At 65.7% G+C, this 18,435-nt stretch carries 19 protein-coding genes and 1 tRNA gene; 13 read left to right on the top strand and 7 right to left on the bottom strand.

From position 1 onward, the window contains the following. The first annotated feature begins 180 nt into the window (after nucleotides 1-180). The 7 genes from infA to J2W22_RS07355 all read left to right on the top strand — a co-directional run bounded on the left by infA (nucleotide 181) and on the right by J2W22_RS07355 (nucleotide 3,054). The gene (gene infA, locus J2W22_RS07385; RefSeq protein WP_003049127.1) at nucleotides 181-399 is read left to right on the top strand and encodes a translation initiation factor IF-1; all 219 of its coding nucleotides are present in this window, start codon (nucleotides 181-183) and stop codon (nucleotides 397-399) included. Between the two features lie 11 nt (nucleotides 400-410). Continuing rightward, complete coding sequence (locus J2W22_RS07380) at nucleotides 411-980, top strand: Maf family protein (protein ID WP_307117604.1); 570 nt, start codon at nucleotides 411-413, stop codon at nucleotides 978-980. Further along, on the top strand, nucleotides 973-1,917 hold the full coding sequence (locus J2W22_RS07375; protein ID WP_307117603.1) for a ribonuclease: 945 nt from the start codon (nucleotides 973-975) through the stop codon (nucleotides 1,915-1,917). The genes J2W22_RS07380 and J2W22_RS07375 overlap by 8 nt, the downstream gene beginning before the upstream one ends. Before the next feature lie 2 nt (nucleotides 1,918-1,919). Beyond that, a complete protein-coding gene (locus J2W22_RS07370; RefSeq protein ID WP_307117602.1) occupies nucleotides 1,920-2,105 on the top strand; it encodes a DNA gyrase inhibitor YacG in 186 nt (61 codons plus the stop codon). Between the two features lie 30 nt (nucleotides 2,106-2,135). After that, a tRNA-Phe gene (locus J2W22_RS07365) sits at nucleotides 2,136-2,211 on the top strand. Between the two features lie 101 nt (nucleotides 2,212-2,312). Next, nucleotides 2,313-2,627, top strand: a complete 315-nt coding sequence (locus J2W22_RS07360) for a hypothetical protein (RefSeq protein ID WP_307117601.1) — start codon at nucleotides 2,313-2,315, stop codon at nucleotides 2,625-2,627. Nucleotides 2,628-2,685: 58 nt separating this feature from the next. Next, nucleotides 2,686-3,054, top strand: coding sequence for a hypothetical protein (locus J2W22_RS07355; RefSeq protein WP_307117600.1), 369 nt, complete (start codon nucleotides 2,686-2,688; stop codon nucleotides 3,052-3,054). Between the two features lie 73 nt (nucleotides 3,055-3,127). Here J2W22_RS07355 and J2W22_RS07350 read toward each other — a convergent pair whose 3' ends face one another. Then, a complete protein-coding gene (locus tag J2W22_RS07350; protein ID WP_307117599.1) occupies nucleotides 3,128-6,073 on the bottom strand; it encodes a M16 family metallopeptidase in 2,946 nt (981 codons plus the stop codon). Nucleotides 6,074-6,328: 255 nt separating this feature from the next. Here J2W22_RS07350 and J2W22_RS07345 point away from each other — a divergent pair, with 255 nt between their 5' ends. The 4 genes from J2W22_RS07345 (at nucleotide 6,329) to J2W22_RS07330 (ending at nucleotide 12,003) form a co-directional block, all read left to right on the top strand. Beyond that, nucleotides 6,329-6,841 carry an RNA polymerase sigma factor gene (locus J2W22_RS07345; protein WP_307117598.1) on the top strand — a complete coding sequence of 171 codons (513 nt, stop codon included), beginning with the start codon at nucleotides 6,329-6,331 and terminating at the stop codon, nucleotides 6,839-6,841. After that, a complete protein-coding gene (locus J2W22_RS07340) occupies nucleotides 6,841-7,932 on the top strand; it encodes a FecR family protein (protein ID WP_307117597.1) in 1,092 nt (363 codons plus the stop codon). Before J2W22_RS07345 ends, J2W22_RS07340 begins: the two co-directional genes overlap by 1 nt. A gap of 123 nt (nucleotides 7,933-8,055) precedes the next feature. After that, nucleotides 8,056-11,319 (top strand): TonB-dependent receptor, encoded by a 3,264-nt coding sequence (locus J2W22_RS07335; RefSeq protein WP_307117596.1) that lies wholly within the window; start codon nucleotides 8,056-8,058, stop codon nucleotides 11,317-11,319. Nucleotides 11,320-11,538: 219 nt separating this feature from the next. After that, nucleotides 11,539-12,003, top strand: coding sequence for a nuclear transport factor 2 family protein (locus J2W22_RS07330; protein WP_307117595.1), 465 nt, complete (start codon nucleotides 11,539-11,541; stop codon nucleotides 12,001-12,003). 83 nt (nucleotides 12,004-12,086) lie between these two features. Here the strand turns inward: J2W22_RS07330 and J2W22_RS07325 are convergent, their stop codons facing one another. Continuing rightward, nucleotides 12,087-12,869, bottom strand: coding sequence for an alpha/beta fold hydrolase (locus J2W22_RS07325; RefSeq protein WP_307117594.1), 783 nt, complete (start codon nucleotides 12,867-12,869; stop codon nucleotides 12,087-12,089). A gap of 135 nt (nucleotides 12,870-13,004) precedes the next feature. Between J2W22_RS07325 and J2W22_RS07320 the strand changes: the two genes are divergently transcribed. Beyond that, on the top strand, nucleotides 13,005-13,943 hold the full coding sequence (locus tag J2W22_RS07320) for an AraC family transcriptional regulator (protein WP_307117593.1): 939 nt from the start codon (nucleotides 13,005-13,007) through the stop codon (nucleotides 13,941-13,943). Between the two features lie 53 nt (nucleotides 13,944-13,996). Here J2W22_RS07320 and J2W22_RS07315 read toward each other — a convergent pair whose 3' ends face one another. Beyond that, complete coding sequence (locus J2W22_RS07315) at nucleotides 13,997-14,488, bottom strand: DUF302 domain-containing protein (RefSeq protein ID WP_307117592.1); 492 nt, start codon at nucleotides 14,486-14,488, stop codon at nucleotides 13,997-13,999. A gap of 70 nt (nucleotides 14,489-14,558) precedes the next feature. Next, nucleotides 14,559-15,386 (bottom strand): alpha/beta fold hydrolase, encoded by an 828-nt coding sequence (locus J2W22_RS07310; protein WP_307117591.1) that lies wholly within the window; start codon nucleotides 15,384-15,386, stop codon nucleotides 14,559-14,561. A gap of 124 nt (nucleotides 15,387-15,510) precedes the next feature. Between J2W22_RS07310 and J2W22_RS07305 the strand changes: the two genes are divergently transcribed. Further along, nucleotides 15,511-16,083, top strand: a complete 573-nt coding sequence (locus tag J2W22_RS07305; RefSeq protein ID WP_307117590.1) for a TetR/AcrR family transcriptional regulator — start codon at nucleotides 15,511-15,513, stop codon at nucleotides 16,081-16,083. A 9-nt stretch (nucleotides 16,084-16,092) separates the two neighbouring features. Here J2W22_RS07305 and J2W22_RS07300 read toward each other — a convergent pair whose 3' ends face one another. From J2W22_RS07300 to J2W22_RS23480, 3 genes are all read right to left on the bottom strand, one after another. Continuing rightward, nucleotides 16,093-17,040, bottom strand: coding sequence for a hypothetical protein (locus J2W22_RS07300; RefSeq protein WP_307117589.1), 948 nt, complete (start codon nucleotides 17,038-17,040; stop codon nucleotides 16,093-16,095). A gap of 95 nt (nucleotides 17,041-17,135) precedes the next feature. Continuing rightward, complete coding sequence (locus J2W22_RS07295) at nucleotides 17,136-17,924, bottom strand: alpha/beta fold hydrolase (protein WP_307117588.1); 789 nt, start codon at nucleotides 17,922-17,924, stop codon at nucleotides 17,136-17,138. A 278-nt stretch (nucleotides 17,925-18,202) separates the two neighbouring features. Continuing rightward, nucleotides 18,203-18,379 (bottom strand): DUF3606 domain-containing protein, encoded by a 177-nt coding sequence (locus J2W22_RS23480; RefSeq protein ID WP_373422945.1) that lies wholly within the window; start codon nucleotides 18,377-18,379, stop codon nucleotides 18,203-18,205. Nucleotides 18,380-18,435: the final 56 nt, after the last annotated feature.

Genomic DNA, 18,435 nt, shown 5'->3' with positions numbered 1-18,435 from the left:
TAGAAATCAGCCGATTGGAAGAAGTATCTCGCAGCGCTGCGCTGGCAAAACCAGGCAGTTGCGCCCATATTGGGGCGATAGCGGCGTGCGACTGCGCGCGCCGCGCCTCCTTCCCTTTTGCTGCGCACCGGAGTAAAGGCACCGCCACTTTCAGCGCGCGCTTATCCCATGAGGTAATTTTTGGCCAAAGAAGAACTGCTTGAAATGCGGGGCCAGGTCGTTGAGCTTCTGCCCAACGCCATGTTCCGTGTCCGGCTCGAGAATGATCACGAGATCCTCGGCCACACTGCCGGCAAGATGCGCAAGAACCGCATCCGCGTGCTGGTCGGCGACGAAGTGCTCGTCGAGCTCACGCCCTACGACCTGACCAAGGGCCGTATCACCTACCGCTTCAAATAAGCGGTCCGCCCGTGCGGCTCGTTTTGGCATCCACGTCCCCGCGACGGCTCGATCTGCTTCGGCGGATCGGGGCCGAGCCCGCGCGCATCGCCGCTCCGGACGTGGACGAGGATGTCCGCCCGGGCGAGAGCCCGCGCGCCTATGTGCTGCGCGTCGCGATCGCCAAGGCGCATGCCGTCGAGCGCGCCGCGGATGAGCTGATCCTCGCCGGCGACACCACCATCGCAGTCGGCAAGCGCATCCTGGGCAAGCCAGAGGATGAGGCGGACCTGCGCCGCATGCTCGGCCTGCTCTCCGGCCGGCGCCATCATTGCCTGTCCGCGATCTGCCTGATCGGTGCGGACGGCAAGGCGCGTACCCGCATCTCCGACACCATCGTCGCCTTCAAGCGGCTGACCGATGCCGAGATCGACTGGTACGTGTCTTCCGGAGAAGGCATGGGCAAGGCGGGCGGCTATGCCATCCAGGGCAAGGCCGAGGCATTCGTCCGCTATCTCGCCGGCAGCCATTCGGGCGTGGTCGGTCTGCCCGTGTTCGAGACGCGCGCGCTGCTGGAAAGCGCCGGCCTTTCCCTTGGCTGAGTGGCTCTACGAAGCCGGGATCGGCGAGAACCGCGCCGCGCTCGTCTCGCGCGGCAGCATCTGGAAGGCCCGGATCGAGCTTGAAGGCACGAGCCCGCGCGTCGATGCGGTGCTCGAGGCCCGGCTCGTCGACAAGGCCGCCAAGCTGGTCGCCCTCGACGGCGGCGGCGAGGCGCTGTGCAACCATATCCCTAAGGCAGTCACGCAAGGCGCGAAGCTGCGCGTAAAGATCACCCGCGAGGCGATCCCCGAGCCCGGCCGCGCCAAGCTGCCCAAGGCCGTGCCGAGCGACGAGCTGCTGTCCGACGGCCCGACCCTGCTCGAGCGGATCACCGCCACCGGCCTGCCCGTCCGCACGCTGCGCGCGCACGAGCCGGACGCGCTGGAGGAAGCCGGCTGGTCGGAAGTGCTCGACGAGGCGATCACCGGCGAGATTGCCTTTGCCGGCGGCGCACTGCGGCTCTCGCCCACCCCGGCGATGGCGCTGTTCGATGTCGACGGCAACGGGCCGCTCGACACGCTGGCGGTCGCAGCAGCCCATGCGGTGGCGCGGGCGATTGAGCGCCACGGCATCGCCGGCTCGATCGGCATCGACTTCCCCACCCTCAGCGGCAAGGGCGCCCGCAATGCCGTGGCCGAGGCGATCGACGCCGCTTTGCCCCAGCCCTTCGAGCGGACCGCGGTGAACGGCTTCGGCTTCCTCCAGATCGTGCGCCGTCGCCTGCGCCCCTCGCTGCCCGAATTGCTGCGCGCCGACCTGGCCGGCGCCGGGACGCGCGCGGAGCTGCGTCGGATCGAGCGGCTTCCCCCGCCGCCACCGGCTACCCATATGGTGACCAGGAACATCGCGCGCCGCCTCGCCCAGCGACCGGGCTGGACCGCGGAGCTGGCGCGGCGAATCGGCGGCGTGACCGAATTCACGTTTGCTAAGGACTGAAAATGACGAAGAACCAGAGCTGCCCCGTATGCGGGCAGGCGATCGATCCGGCGCACAAGCCCTTCTGCAGCCGCGGCTGCAAGGACCGCGACCTGCTGCAGTGGCTGGGAGAGGGCTATCGCATCCCCGGCGAGGCAGTTGATCCCAATGCAGATTCAGGGGTGGACAGCCCCGATTCGCGATACTAAGAGGCCCGCTCCCCGGCACTCGCCGGGCGTGCCCGGGTAGCTCAGTTGGTAGAGCATGCGACTGAAAATCGCAGTGTCGGCGGTTCGACTCCGTCCCCGGGCACCATTTTCCAATAGCCGTACCCGCATTCGGGTTTCCCGCCCAGAAGCGTTCCGCGCTCCTTCGGCATGACGAAACCGAACGGGCCAGATCAACAGGATTGGGTCATGCCTATCCTGGGCATCTCCCTGGCGCTGACGATCGCCATCGGGATCGGCTTCCTGATGGGGCAGCAGACGCCGCCCGCGCCGGACGACATGTCGGCGATATGCGGGCATCTGCCCGGGAAAGACCGGTGGGCGGACTGCACAGCGCTGCGATCGGCCATCGCGACGGAAGGCGCAACCACTGTCGCCCGATGGGCGCTCTGGCTATCCTTCGGCTCGCTGGCGGCGAGTGGCGCCGCCCTGATCGGCTTGATCATCGCCTTCATGCAAGGGCAGCGGCCTATGTCGTGGTCCAGTCCGTGGAGTGCCGGCTAAGCGAGCATGGCGATCTGACGGCCAGAGTGAAGTTCCAGAACTCCGGGCTTTCACCCGGTTGCGCTGGCTCTACAACGCACATCTCGTCGTGATCCATGGCGAGGACGAGCAGCGCAGCCTGACCCTGGGCGGCGAGCCGGATCTGGAAAGGTCGCATTGGCGCCAGGATCTCCCGTCCGCGGACTCCTGGACATCGCCTCCCCTGGCCTTGCGGCAACGGAACGACCCCGAAGTCATTGCCTCGATCCGTCAGTCAGCCTTCATCGCCGTGACGGTCAGGATCGTGGCCGACTATCAGGACGTGTTCGGCACCACGCATCAGGAGGTCGCCTGCTTCCAGGGTCGGGTGGAGCCACGCCCGGACGATGCATATGCCGGGCTCGAGCGCGCGCATGACGGCGTTCTCGACGAATGGCCGGGCACATAGGGGCATAGGCCCGGCTTGGAGATGGCAGCGAGAAGCCGGCGATATCCGAACCGGATACCGCCGGCTTCGTCACTTAGTTTCCTTCGGCCTGGGCGCCCGGCAGTACCGAGGCCTTGAACGCCTTGTCCATGCGCAGATACTGGCGGGCAAGCGCCTGGATCATCGCCGGGGTGACACTGTTCAGATCGGCTTCGACCGTGAGCGCGTCATCGGCACTCGAAGGGCGATAGTCCTGGCCGAGCAGCGCGCTGAACCAGAAGCCGTTGGTGTTCATGCTCTGCCGGGCATGCTCGATCATCGGCTGGCGGGCGCGCTGAAGCTCGTCCGCGGTGACCGGCTTGGTCTGAAGCCCAAGCACGATCCGCTCCACCGCCGCATAGAAGGCAGGCAGTTTGTCGGGCGCGGTCGCCGCTTGAATCTCGAGCGTACCGAAACCCTTATAGTCAGGCGAGTAGTCGTCCTTCACGCCCGGGGAATAGGCCAGCGCCTCTTCCTCGCGGATCACGTCGAGCACGCGCAGCTGGACCACCGCCTTGAGCACGCCGATCTGCCGCGCGAGCTTGCGGTTGCCGGTGACGTCGACGGTCGGGAATGCCACCACGCCCAGCGACTGCTCCTTCAGACCGTTATGCGTGAAGGTGAGCGGCGTCGGAGTCGGCGCGGCGAAGCGGCGCTGGTCGGAGCCGGGGGCGGGGGCGTTATAGTCGGGCCGCGGCGGCAGCGCGCCGAACGTCGGCGCGACGGCGTTGATCGCCTGATCCAGCGTCACTTCGCCGACCATGACGATCTCGATCGGTCCCTTGGAGAGCATCGCGCGCGCTTCATCGCGCGCCGAATCCATCGTCCAGCTGCTGGCCACTTCAGGCGGCACCTTGGCAAGACGCTGGTCGCCGCCGGCGATCAGCGGCGCCACCTTGAGGCCGTAGACGCCCTCCGGTGAAGCGTTGATCAGCGCCCAGCCCACCGGCACGCCCGCCAATGCCTTGGCGAACGGCGCGGAGCGGTACGCCGCGTCGGTCATGAAGGCGGCCATATATTGGAGCTGCAGGTTGAGATCGACCGGGCGGGTATTGCCCGAGAAGAGGAAACGCTGCCCCAGCGTGGTGAGACCCGCACCGACGGAATGGCCGTTCAGCGAACGAATCGCCTCGTCGAAGGTCATCTTGTTCAGGCCGCCCGACACGAGGTTGCCGACCGCGGCGGCGCGCACGTCCAGCTTGTCGGGCGAGAAATTGCGCTCGCCGATACCGGTCAGCAGGCCGACCTGGATCGAATTCTTGCTGAAATCGGTGGTCTTGACCGTGACCTTGACGCCGTTGGCGAAGGTCGCCGTCATCGCGCCGAGCTTGTCCGGGCCGGTGCGGCTGACGACCTGCCCGGGCGTGCCGAAGTCGGTATAGGCCCAGGCCTTGGCCACCGGCGGCTGAAGCTGCGCGACCGCAACCTGCTTCGAAGCGTCGAACGCGGCGGCGAGTGTCGCCTCTCCGCCGTCGACCGGGGTGGTCGAATTGAGCGTCACGATCGGCCCTTCGCCGACGAAGATCGTCTTGATGACCTCGTTGACCTGCGCCGGGGTGACCTTGCCGGCGACCGATTCGAAGATCTCCAGATCGGTTTCCGGCGTGGTGGTGACTTCGCGCGCGTTCACGTTGTTCTCGATGCTGGCGGCCAGCTGCACCGTGTTGCGGGTCGCGGCGTTCTTCACCGCGCCCTCCATGCGGGTGCGGAAGGTGTTGAGCTCACGCGTGATCTCGGCCTGGGTCACGCCGAACTGGCCGAACTGGCGCACAGCCTGCTCGATGCTGGCCAGCGCTTCCTTCCACTTGCCCGGGAAATAGGACGCGGAGACCGTCGCCAGATGGAAGCTGCGGAAGAGATCGGAATCGATCGTCTCGACAGTGTTGAAGGGCGGGTTGTCGGCATTGCCCATCTCGCCGAAGCGGCGCCTGAGCACCGCGAGGCCGATCTCGCGCACCCAATCCGCGCGGCGATTGGCGAGATTGTCCTCGGCCAGCTTGGGCGGGCTGACCCAGGCGATCGAAACCTGCGGGCTAAGGCTCGGTTCGACATAGACCCGCGTTTCCTGGGCATGCTTGACGATCTTGCCGAGTTCGGGCTCGGGGCCGTCGGGCAGCTTGGGGCGCCAATCGGCAAAGGCGAGCTTGATCTTCGCCTCCATCGCATCGACGTCGAAGTCGCCGACGGCGATCACCGTTGCGCGCGACGGCCGGTAATAGGTCGCGTAATAGTCGGCGAAGCGTTCGCGCGGCGCGGTACGAATCACCTCCATGTCGCCGATCGGCGAGCGGGTGGGCAGCAGCGTGCCATTGCCCAGGAGCGCGAGCTGCTTCTCGCCCACCTTTGCCGCCGGCGAATTGCGCAGCCGCTCCTCGCCCGCGATCACGCCGCGTTCGTCGTCGATGTCCTTGGGATCCATCGTCGCGGCCGAGACCTGCTGGCGCAGGACGTGGAGCGCCGCGCTCAGCTTCTCGTCGTCCACGCGCGGCATGTCGAGCCGGTAGAAGGTTTGGTCGTACGAGGTAGCGGCATTGAGATCCGCGCCGAACTGCAGGCCGAGCCGCTCGAGCTTGTGGATCAGCTCGTTCTTCGGAATGTCCGCCGTGCCGTTGAAGGCCATATGCTCCATGAAATGGGCAAGGCCGCGCTGGTTCGGCTTTTCCACCAGCGAGCCGGCATCGATGCGCAGCCAGACCGATGCCTGGCCCGGCGGCGTGGTGTTACGCTTGATCGCGTAGCGCACGCCATTTGGCAGGGTGCCGAAGCGGATCGAAGGATCGGCCGGCACGTCGCTCTTTTCGTGCGCCCAGGGCTGCGAAGGCGGAGTGGCGTCCTGAGCACGGGCGGCGTCCTGTGGCGCGCCGCGATCGGGAACCACATGCGGCGCGGCGGCTGCCGGCGCCTGCGCGCCCGTCCGGTCTTCGCCGAACGCCCCTGTTCCCAGCAACAGGCTCACCACCGACGCGCCGATGAGCAGGCGCTCGCGACCAGAATTCCGCATTAACTTACCCTCCCTGACTGGCAGCCGGCGCCATCTTGTCGCGCGCCGTCTCCATCAGCAGGCAAGACGGACGCCGATCGGGATTCCCCATCCCGATCCCGAAAAATTCAGGATCGGCCCATTTTTTTGCACCTTATGTGCATCCCGCACGCGCGTGAGGATCTGCGGAGATGCACGGCTTGACGTCGCTCCGATTTGGTTCATTCATTGTTACAGATTTGCGCAAGGAGATCACCGCTGGCCGCACGCGGGGAATTGTCGCCTGATCCGCCGGGCAACGTCTCGTTCGATGCGTTGCACCGGAACTATCGCGCGTCCCTGCTCCGTTATTTCGGCCGGCGCGTTCCCGATGCCGGCGCGGCCGAGGATCTGACTCAGCAGGTGTTCGAGCGCCTGCTGCGGCGCGGCGAGATCGAGTCGATCGACCATCTCGGCGGCTATGTGTTCCAGACGGCGCGCAGCGTTTTCGCCGATTATCTTCGCAATCGCAGCAGCCGACACGGCGATGCGCACGAAAGTTTCGACGAAGCGTTGCACGGCGATGTGGATTTCTCGCCCGAACACGTCCTGATGAAGCGAGAGCGCCTCGCACGCGTGATTGAATTGCTGCAGGTGCTGCCTGAGCGTACCAGGGTTATTTTCGTGCTTAGACGTCTGGAAGGTGTCAAATACAGGGACATAGCGGCGCAGCTCGGCATATCGGTCAGCGCCGTCGAGAAGCATATGGAGCGCGCGGTCGCGCATCTGGCAAGGGGGCTTGAGGAGTGATGGGTCCGCGACTTGTCCCCGACAGGGCAGATACGCCGCTCGACCGCGCGGCCCACTGGGCGGTGCGCGACGATGCGGACTCGCTCGATGCCGCCGAGCAGGCCGAGTTCGACGCCTGGCTCACCGAGCCGGGCAGCGCCGATGCCTATGCGCGCGCGCGCGACGCGCTCGACGTGTTCGACGATCTGGATGGTGTCGATCTTTCCGGGCTCGAGGCGCTGCGCAAGGAAGCGCAGGCTCACCGCACGCGCCGGCCTTGGCTGCCCTGGGCGGCGGGCGGGGCGATCGCGGCCGGCATCGCCGGAGTCCTCGGCTTCACCCTGCTCGGTCAGCCCGGAGGTGCTCCGCAGCCGACGACCCCGCAGATCGCCAAGGCCGAACCCAGCATCCCGGAAGTCGCCGCGCCTGCCGCGAGCGGGGCCTATGCCACCGCGATCGGCGAGCAGCGCGTACTCGTGCTTGCCGACGGGTCGCGCGTGACGATGAATACGGGCAGCCAGATCACTGTCGATTTCCGTCCCGACCGGCGGATCGTCCGGCTGGTCCGCGGCCAGGCCTTGTTCGACGTCGCGCACAATCCGAAGCGTCCTTTCTCGGTCGCCGCGGGTGGCCGCGTTGTCACGGCGCTCGGCACGGTGTTCGAGGTGCAGATCGGCCGCGGTCAGCTTCATGTCACGCTGATGCGCGGCAAGGTGGTGATCGATCCGCCGCGCGCCGCGACCGGTGGCACGGCCGCTCCCGCGGCGCAGGTGCCCACCTATCTCACGCCGGGTCAGCAATTCACCGTCACCATGCGCAGCGCGCCGGAGGTCCATGCGGTGGACGTCAATCGCCAGCTGCTCTGGCGGCAGCAGCTCGTCGAGTTCGACGATGCACCGGTTTCCCAGGCGGTGGCCGAGCTCAACCGCTATTCGCTTAAGCCGATCGTGATCTCGGATGCGCGGGTGGGCCAGATGCGGATCAGCGGGGTCTACAAGACCGGCGATCCCAATGCCTTTGCGGATCTGGTGTCGACGATGCTGCCGGTTGCGGCGCGCGATACCAATCGCGGTGAAATCGAACTCTATCCGAGCGCGCGCGCGGCGCAGTGACCCTGCGCCGCGTCGGCTTTTGCGACAATTTTTTTACCGGTCCGATGTGGATTTGTTTCTGACCTTCGTCTGAAGCTCCAGGGGCCGCGATGGCCCCGGGGGAAAAAGACACAGGGGGTTAGGATGGCTGGTTTCGCAAACAAGGTGCGGGTTCTGAAAATGGCGCTTGCCGTCGGCGCCGCGAGCTGCGCGTTGCAGGGCGGCACGGCGACGGCGCAGAGTGCAGCCGCCCGCCAGTCGATCGACATCGACATTCCCGCCGGCAATCTCGGCGATGCGCTGATCGCGCTGGGCCGCCAGGCCAAGGTGCAGATCGCGTTCCTGCCCGACCGGGTAGCCGGCCGGAAGGTTTCGCGTCTCCGGGGCAACTTCACCATCGACGAGGCGCTGGCCCGGTTGCTGCGCGGCACCCTGTTGGGTGTCCAGCGGCTGCAGAACGGCTCCTATGTGGTCGGCGGCCCGACCAAGGCGGCGGTCGACACAGTCCGGCGCTACGCGGCGGACGCCGCGAGCGACCAGGGTTTCGTGAACGGCGATCCCGGCATCCCCGAAATCCTGGTGACCGGGCGCCGCGCGCTCACGCTCAACGCCGACATTCCGCACAATGAGGACGAGGCGCAGCCCTACACGGTCTTCTCCCGCGAGCAGATCAAGCGCTCGGGCGCATCGAACCTCGAGGACTTTCTTCGCGACAATCTGGGCGCGATGACCAGCGTCCGCACGTCCGCCCAGGGCGGCGGCGTCACATCGCGCGACTCGGTGATCAACCTGCGCGGCATCGGCCTGGACGGTACGCTGATCCTGGTGGACGGCCGCCGCTATGCCGAACCCAATAGCGGCGTCGCGGGGACTTTCACCCAGTCCTCGGTGGTCGGCATTCCGCTCGAGCAGATCGAACGCGTCGAGGTGCTCGCCTCGTCGGCGGCCGGCCAATATGGCAGCAACGCAGTCGGCGGCGTGATCAACATCGTCCTGCGCCGCGACTTTCACGGCATCGAGACGAGCGCCTATCTGGGCGGCACCACCAAGGGCGCTGCGCTGGAGCGGAGGCTGAGCGTGAATGCCACCTTTCCCCTGCTCCCCAAGACCACGCTCACGCTGAGCGGCAGCTGGAAGAAGGCCGACCCGCTCTATGCCGGCGATACCGACTTCATCAACGAGCGGTTGGCGTTCATCCTGAAGAACAACCCGAAATATCTCGAAACCGCGCCGCTCATCTATTCGACCACGCCCAACATTCGCGCCAGCAATGGCTCGAACCTGGTGCTGCGGCCGCAATATGCCGTGAACGGCGTGACCGCGCTGGGCTCGGCGATCACCTATATCCCCGCAGGCTATCGCGGCATCGCCCTTGATGGTGCCAGCGCGCTGCTCGCCAATGCCGGCCGCCAGAATGTCGCGCCGAGCCCGAACGACAGCGGCCAGGGCCCGATCCTGGGCGACCGCGTCGCCCTCACCTATGGCAGCACGGTCTGGAACGGCACGGCGACGCTGCGCAGCGACGTGACCAACTGGCTCAGCCTTTACGGCTCGGCAGCCTATTCACGGGTCGAGGCCAGCTCGGATACCTCGCCGGTGCCGAACGGCCTCTCGCTGGCGGCCGGCAATCCGCTCAATCCCTTCACCACCGCGATCGACGTCTCCTTTCCTTCGAACGAGCCGTTCGTGCGGTTTCAGTCCAAGTCGGAGAGCGTGCAGCTGATCGGCGGCGCGATCGTCAAGCTGCCCTGGCACTGGCAGGCCAATTTCGACGTCAATACGAGCACGAGCACCTCGAGTTCCTACAACTCGAAGCGCCAGCTCGATGCGACCTATTACGCCCAGCTGGTCACCAACCCGTCGATCAACGTGCTGCTCGATACGCTCGCTTACCCGCTCGCCTATCAATATGATACCGGCGGCCATTATTCGCGACGTTCGCCCTCCAAGTCGAGCTACACCTCGTACAAGCTGACGCTCGCCGGCCCGATCGGCTTCGCGCGGCTATGGGGCGGCAAGCCGGTGCTGACCTTGGCCATCGAGAAGCAGCGGCAATGGCTCGGCGACAGCATCGCCTATAATGACGGCCCGGGCTCGGCGACCGTCTCCTATTCGCCCGAGCGTAGCCTCGACACCAAGAGTGCCTATGGCCAGTTGGTGCTGCCGGTCGTGGGAGCGGACAACCATGTGCCGCTGATGTATGGCTTCGAACTACGCCTGTCGGGTCGTTACGACGCCTATGAGGGGGTCGGCACGAACAGGACCTTTCAGTGCGTAAGCGGCCACCCCGGCGTGCTGACCCCGGCGGAGGAAGACTCGCCCTGCCCCGCGCCCGGCGTGACGATCCCCTATCGCACGGCGCGCAACCACTCGATCAATCCCGTGGTCGCGGCGAAATGGTCGGTGACGCCGGACATCGCCTTTCGCGGTTCTTATTCGACCGGCTACACGCCGCCCCAGCTCAACAACATCGTGCCGTCCACCGGCCTGTCGACCCTCGGCTTCACCAACGCCCTGTCCGTCGCCGCACGGGATCCGCTGCGCGGCAACGAGCGGATCGGCACCTCGATCTTCGGCATTTTCTATCTGGTCGAAGGCCTGAACGGCGGCAATCCGAACATCGATCCGCAAAAGTCGGACAGCTGGTCCTTCGGCACCGTCCTCACACCGCGCTTCATCAAGGGGCTGACGTTGCGGGCCGACTGGACGCGGATCGTGATCAACAACGGCTATTACGATCCGCAGTCGCTGCTCAACGCGACGACGCCGCAGGAGCTGGCCGCGCTGGCCGATTTCATGGCGGCCTTTCCGGAACGGTTCCGCCGCGGGCCGGTGCCGGCCGGCGATCCCTATAGCGTCGGTCCAATCATCTATGTCGATGCGACCACGGCGAACCTTTCGCGTTACACCAGCGAAGCCCTCGACTTCTCGGGCGATTATCAGACGCAGATCGGAGAAGGCCAGCTCACGATCAGCGGCAGCGCGACGCTGCTGCTCAATATCACGAGCAAGCTGACTCCCTCGGCGGCGCCGCGCGATCTCACCGGCGTTGTCTCCACCGCGAACTTCTACAGCAATGGCGACAGCCTGAAGTTCAAGGGCGTCCTGTCTGCCAACTATTCCACGCCGAAGTGGAATTTCGGCGTACGGGCGCGTCATTTCAGCGGCTATTATGTCAACAACCTGCACACGGTGGTGCTGGAGCAGGGATCGAGCCGGGTCGAGGCATCGACCTATTTCGACATCTATGGCGGCGTGAAGCTGTTCAGGAAGACCGAGCTCAGCATCGGCCTGAACAATGTCCTCAACAAGCGCCCGCCCTATGACGTGACCCGCACCTCGGGCTACGCTCCGAACGGCGATCCCCGGATGCGCACGTTCAACATGAACCTGACGCAGCGCTTCTGAAGCTTTCCGGCGGCGGCGCCCCTCCCGCCGCCGGATCCTCAGAAGCAGGCAAGGTGCCGCGGACCAGGGGATTCCAAAACGAAAGCGATCGTCCTGCGCTTCGCTCTTTCGTGCGAATCACCATCCGGAGAGCAGTCGTCACATCTCGGTGGATGGAGGATATCCCCTCGGATACATCCGTGCCTCCCGGCACCCGGCCTGGTTCTCAGGAGAAATAATATGCCCCGTCCCCCGCTCCCGCCCTTCACCGAGACGACTGCGATCGAGAAAGTCCGGGCCGCGGAGGACGGGTGGAACAGCCGCGATCCGGCCAGGGTGGCGCTGGCCTACACCCCGGATTGCCGCTGGCGGAACCGCGTGGAGTTTCCGGTAGGCCGTGCCGAGATAGAAGCGTTCCTGACACGCAAGTGGAACCGCGAGCACGATTATCGGCTGATCAAGGAACTATGGGCCCATGCCGGCAACCGCATCGCGGTGCGTTTCGCCTATGAATATCGCGACGATAACGGCCAGTGGTTCCGTGCCTATGGCAACGAGAATTGGCAATTCGATGCCGAGGGGCTGATGGAGCTCAGGCTCGCAAGCATCAATGAGCATCCGATCGCCGAAGCGGATCGCAAGTTCCACTGGCCGTTGGGGCGCCGCCCCGACGATCATCCGGGCCTGAGCGAACTGGGCCTTTGATGGCAGACCAGACGGGGGCAGCAAGAAGGGGCAGGCCGTCGCGTGGCGGCCTGCCCCTTTCCCATGTCTTCGGCCAGGATCGATTACTCCGCAGCCTGGGCAATCGCCTGGGCCAGCCCATCCGGATCGGTGAGGAACGGCAGGTGACCGGTCGCCAGCGTCACTGCCTTGCGAACCGGCGTCGCTGCGACCATCCGGGCCTGAAGCGCCGGGCTGACGACCTGGTCCAGGCTGGTGTGGACATAGATCCTGTCGACCTTGCCGAAGCCGGCGTCGCTCACCTGCACCGGGGTGCCCAGCGGCTTCAGCGGCTCGTCGAGGATCAGATCCGGGAGCTTCGCCTTGAGCGGCTCCGACCCATCATTGGCGAAGAGCTCGGCGCGGGCCGAATATTCGACGATGGCGACGCCGTTCTCCGGCTCGATCTTGAGGTGCGCGCCGATCTTCGCGTCCGGATCGGTCATCGCCAGCGATACCAGCGATTCTCCGTCCTGCGGCAGATAGGCGGCGACAAAGACGAGCGTCCTGATCTTCTCCGGCGCCTGCTCGGCCGCCGCGGCGATGACGATTCCGGCGAAGCTGTGGCCGACGACGACCGCGGGCCGGCCGAGTTCGTCCAGGGCCGCGAGCAGCGCGTCGCGGTGCATATCGAGCGTGACCTGATCCGGCGCCATAGGATTGCCCGGACGGCCGGGCAGGTCGATGCTGCGGACTTCGCGCCCGGCGGCGCTCAGCCGGCCGGCGACATGTCCCCAGCCCGGCGCATCGGCGAAGGCGCCATGGACGAGGACGATCGGGGGTTGTGCGTTCGGCGCGATCGAGTTGGAGAGGTTCGCGGAAGCGGGCGTCGCATTTTCGGATTTCATGTCATTGTTCCTTCGCAGCAATCGGTTCTAGGGGAGTGAGCCGATGGGCAAAAACTAAGCTGACCGAGGGGAACCGGACATGCCGCGGCCTCCGGATTGCATGATGGATCGTCCGGAATGACGGAAAATTTTGGAATGTCGGCCGCGCGGAACGACGTGCTGTCACAAGTGCTCACCCTGATCCGGCTGCGCGGCGAACTGGTCTATACCGCCTTCCTCGGAGAGCCCTGGGGCCTGAACTTTCCAGCCGGGCCTGCGCATTTCCATTTCGTGGAGCGCGGAGAGGCCTGGGTAACGCCCGTCGGCGGAGCACCCGTCCGGATCAAGCAGGGCGATCTGGTCCTGCTGCCCTTGGGCGACGGGCATGTGATTACCGATATGCTGAAGTCACCGGCACGGGATATCGGCACGGTTGCAAGGGACCATTTCAACCGGGACGAACTGGTCCTCCGGCATGGCGGCGGGGGTACCGCCGCGCATCTGGTCAGCGGCTTCTTCAGCCTCGAGGGGAGCCCCCTGCCCGCGATCATGTCCGCGCTTCCGCCTGTCATCCTGATCCCGCGCGGCGATGCCGGGGCGCCGCCCTGGCTCGAGGCGATATCGCATTTCCTCGTCGCCGAGGCGCAGCAGCCCAATCCGGGTTCCTCGCTGATGATCTCGCGGCTGATCGACCTTCTCGTCATCCGGACGCTGCGCAGCTGGGCGGCGGCCGAGGCGAACCGCACGGGGTGGCTGGGCGGCCTGGGCGAGGAACGCATCGGCCGCGTCCTCAGCGCGATGCACGCCAATCCCTTCGATCGCTGGACGGTGGAATCGCTCGCCAAGGTGGCGATGATGTCGCGCTCGATCTTTGCCGAGCGCTTCAACGCGGTGGTGGGCGAGCCGCCGCTGCGCTATCTGTCGCGATGGCGGCTGACGATAGCGGCGGACCTGCTTCGCGGCGGCGGGCTGAAGGTCACCGAGGCAGCGTATCGATGCGGCTATAGCTCGGATGCGGCGTTCAGCCGGGCCTTCAAGACGCATTTCGGATATGCGCCGAGCGAGACGAGGCAGCAGCAGCAATTGCAGGTCTGATGGCAGGGCCGCCCGGCGATGCGCGTCGTCGGGCGGCCATGTCCGGGCACCGCTCAACCGGCTGCCCGCACAAGCGCCGTTTCCAGCTCGCGATCGAGGAACAGCGCGACCTCGGTGACCTGCGCGTTACCGGTCTGGCCGAACAGGGTGGAAGGCTTGTCATATTCGAAGACGGCCTCGCCTTCCGGGGTTTCGAACAACGCGACGCGGAGCGGCGCGTAGAGCGAAGCCGCGAGATCGTGGCGCGTCATCTTCGATGCTATGATCGGATTGCCGATCTCGAACTGGACGGCATTGCGCTTCCCGCCGGCGATCGCGAGCAGGTCGCCATGCTCGCGCGTCAGGAATATCGAAAGCGTCGGGCCGTGCGCGTCCTGATAGTTCACGGCATCCTCGTCTCCGCTGGCGAGCAGGCCCATGATGCTCGGATCGAGCTGCGGAAGCTGCGCTTCCAGCGCGGCGCGGACCTGCGCGAAGGGGTGGATCGAGGTAATCCTGACGTGCTCCACGGCGATCGTGCGCGACGTGACCTGGGCGGTGTGCATGATTGGCTCCTTTGGAAGTGGGTTCGAGCGCTGCCGAGGCGGCATGGGGACAGCCGCCTCGGCCGGCTGCTCAGGCCAGGAAGGCGAGCGCCTGCTGGACGAACACCTGGTGGTACTGGAAGATTCCGCCGTGGCCGGCATCGGGGAAGATGCTCAGCTCGGCATTGGGGAGGCGGCGGGCCAGCTCGAACGAGTTGATCGTCGGCGCCATCACGTCGTCATCGCCGTTGACGACCAGGACCGGATGCGCGGTCTTGTTCAGGCTCGAAGGGTCGCCCTGGCCCCAGGCGTGGATCGCGGTCAGCTGGGCACCGATCGTCTCGTTGCTGATCGGCGTGTCGCGATCGGTCTTGCGCTCGGCCAGGCGGGCGAGAAAGGCATTGGCCGCTTCCTGACCGTTGCTGGTCTGGGAGAAGAAGAGGAAGTGCTTCGGGTGCTTGCCGGCCGCGCCGGCCTTGCCGAGCGCATCCTGCAGGACCGCGCCCATGTCGGAAATGCCTGCGCCGCCCGCCGGGGCCGAGCCGGCGATGATCATCTTGCGGACGAGATCCGGCTGCTGCTGCGCAATGGCCTGTGCGACGAAGCCGCCCAGCGAGAAGCCCAGAAGGTCCACCTTGGTGAAGCCGAGGGCGCGGATGAAGGCGATCGCATCCGCCGCCATTTCCTCGACCGAATTGGGCGTGGTGCCCCCCGAACCGCCCACCCCGCGATTGTCGAACGCGATGAGGTGGCGATCAACGGCCAGCCCATCGACCAGTGCCGGGTCCCAATCGTCGAGCACCGCGGTCAGATGATGGAGCAGGATGACGGGCACGCCGCCCCTTTCCCCTGCCTGCCTGTAGAGGAAGTTCGTGCCTTCCACGTCGATCGTCTCGGTCGGTGCGGTGTTGAAGCTCATGATCCTGGTCCTTTCGATTGGGTCACCGTCGGGCACGGGGTTGCGCCCATAGGATAACGATCGTTATATAACGGTCGTTATCCTATGTTCAAGAGGACGACGTGATGTTCTGGAGAGAATTGAGATGAGATACCCGGCAGACCAGAAGGCGAAGGCCAGGGATGCGATCCTGCGGGCCGGCGCGGAGACGCTTAGGGTCAAGGGCTTCAACGGGGTCGGCGTGGATGCGCTGGCGGCGGCGGCCGGCGTGACCTCGGGCGCCTTCTATTCGAACTTCGCCAACAAGGAGGCGCTGCTCGAGGGCGTGATCGACACGTATCTGGGCATGCCCTTTGTCGAAGCCGCCGGCACGGTGGCCGAGCGGCGCGAGCAGCTGAAGGCGTGGCTGCACGAATATGTCAGCCTCTACCATCGCGAGAATCCGGCGCTGGGCTGCGTCATGCCCACGCTGAGCGCGGACGTGGCCCGTGTCGGGCCTGCGGTCCGCGAGGCCTATCAGCGCCGCATGGTCGAGCTGGTCGGCAAGATCGCCGCAGTCCTGGGCGGCGCCGAAGCCGATCGCGAGCAGCGTGCCTGGAATATCGTCGCCACGATGATCGGTGCGATCGAGGTCTCCCGGGCGATGGTCGACAGCGATCAGGCACGCCGACCGATCGAGCACGCCCTGAACGCCGCCCTCGCGCTCATTGACTCCTAAAACGGCGCCCTAGGGCTTCAGCAGGTAGAGCGTCTTGTTCGAATAGTCCCAAACGGTCTTGTACTGCCGCAGGAAAGCGTATCCCAGGCTCAAAATCCGAGACGAATCCACACCGATCGCCTTGGCGAAGGGTGCCGCTCCTTCGATCGAATGGCTTCCGAGTTTGGCCATGGGAATCGCCGGGCCCTTGCTGAACCGGACCGCCTTGATGTCGAAGGCGCCTTCCGCGCCCGTTGCGGGCTTGATCGCCCCGATCGCGGAGAGATGCTCGAGCGTCGCGGCATCGGCGTAGATATTGCCATATTGGCCCGTATCGAGAAGTGTCTCGAAGTCCATATCGCCGATTCTGGCCGTCAGAACCGGCACATTGGGCCGGTTGCGAGTCTCGAAGGGAATGGCGGCGACCACCGTCTCACCCTTCAGAAATGCCTTGGGACCGCCCTTGTAGAAGGTCGCCCTCAACGCCTTGTAGTCGAACTTTGCGGCATAGCCTTCCCAGTACCAATGGCCGAGCCAGCCGAGGAAATCGGGGGTGATACGCTCGAGTTGCGCGGCGTCCTGGCTGCGGACGGTTGTGACGCGGCCATAGGCGGGCCCGCCAGCCAGGCGAACATTATCGACGCTCGGGCGCAGGATGATCTCGAAACTCTGGCCGCTGGCGAAATTGCCGCGCCGGAGAACGCGGCCCTCGGGCAGCTTGAGGTGATTGTGGTTCAGACTGAGTGCCTCGAGCGCGCCGGTGTCGAGCAGGAGCTTGCCCTTCACCCCGTTGACCTCGGCCTCCACGAACGGGAACTCGCGGACCATCACGAAGGGGATCGAGACGGCCTCGCCCTTCAGCCGGAATTCCGGCGCAATCTCGGCGTCGCGCGGCGCCTCCTGGGCGACGGCGGACGGGGCAACCAGAGTGCCAGCCAGGGCAAAGGCGGTAGCAAGGTTGATCGCAGTGCGCAGCATGTCAGTCCTCTTCAATGTCCAGAGCGTCGCGCCGATCATGGGGCGGGAGGATCATGATCTCCCGCCCCTTTTCGGGCCCATGGATCGGCCGCGCCTTATTGGGCGGCACGCTCGATCGCATCGGCCAGGCCGTCCGGATTGGTCAGGAACGGCGTATGGCCGGTCTGCAGGGTGTATTCGACGCGGACCGGGGTCGCGGCGACCATCTTGGCCTGGAAGGCCGGGCTGATGACCTGATCCATCGCAGTGTGGATATAGACCTTGTCGACCTTGCCGAAATTGGCGGCAGTCACCTTCACCGGCGTTGCGAGCGGCGCCAGCGGCTCGTCGAGGATCAGGTCGGGGATCGCCTTGCGCAGGCCATCGGGGCCGTCATTGGCGAACAGGTCGGCACGGGCCGAATATTCGATCGAGGCCAGCCCCTTCTCCTTCTGGATCTGCAGGTGCGGGCCGACCTTGGCATCCGGATCGCGCTGGGCAAGCGACACCAGCGAGTCACCGTCCTGCGGCAGATAGGCAGCGAGGTAGACCAAAGTCTTGATCTTCTTCGGCGCCTTCTCGGCCGCCGCGGAGATCACGATGCCGCCGAAGCTGTGGCCGACGACGACGGCGGGACGCTTGATCGAACCCAGCGCCTTGACGACGGTGTCGCGGTACAGGTCCAGGCTGACCTTGTCGGGCGTCGCGGGATTGCCCGGACGGCCCGGCAGGTCGACGGCGACGACCTGGTAGCCGTCCTTCTGCAGCTTCGCGCTGACATGGCCCCAGACCTGGTCGTTCTCGAAAGCGCCGTGCACCAGGACGATGGCGGGCTTCTCGACGGTCTGCGCATTGGCGCCGATTGCAAGGACGGAAGCGGCGGCGGAGGCGATCAACATCTTCATTTTGCTAGTCCTTCGATACTGAAGCATCCCAGTGATGCTGTGATCGGAGGAGTATCGCAGGGCCGTTTTTGAACCCATGCCGCGGCCTCCCGAATCCATGATCGATCGTCCGGAATGAGGATCGAACCTGCGGGCGGGAGGCCGTGGCGTTGCTTCCCGGGATTGCAGGCAGGGCCATCGGCCTGCGGCACGGTCCGGAGGCGAATAGGTCTCAAGGGGTGCAACGATGCATGTGAGGAAGCGGCGCAGGCTCACACGCCATGGCAAAGCCAGCGCGTTCAGGCGGAGGCGATGCCGAGATACTGGATTACCAGCCGAGTTGAAGTCCCTACTGCGCACACCGCCGCGAATAGTTGCGCCGGCGTTACGGACAACTGGTGCGTCCAGTAGCTCATTTCCGAATCATCATTGATGTCGATATGACCACGGCCACTAAATTCACGCTGCGCAACCATTTACGAAGATACCCTGCATCTGGTGACGGGATCACCGTGCGTGCCGCCCTCATGCC

It is taken from the genome of Sphingomonas kyeonggiensis, assembly GCF_030812785.1.
GTDB classification, from domain to species: Bacteria; Pseudomonadota; Alphaproteobacteria; order Sphingomonadales; family Sphingomonadaceae; genus Sphingomonas; species Sphingomonas kyeonggiensis_B.
This window is presented reverse-complemented; position numbering and strand designations above follow the sequence as displayed.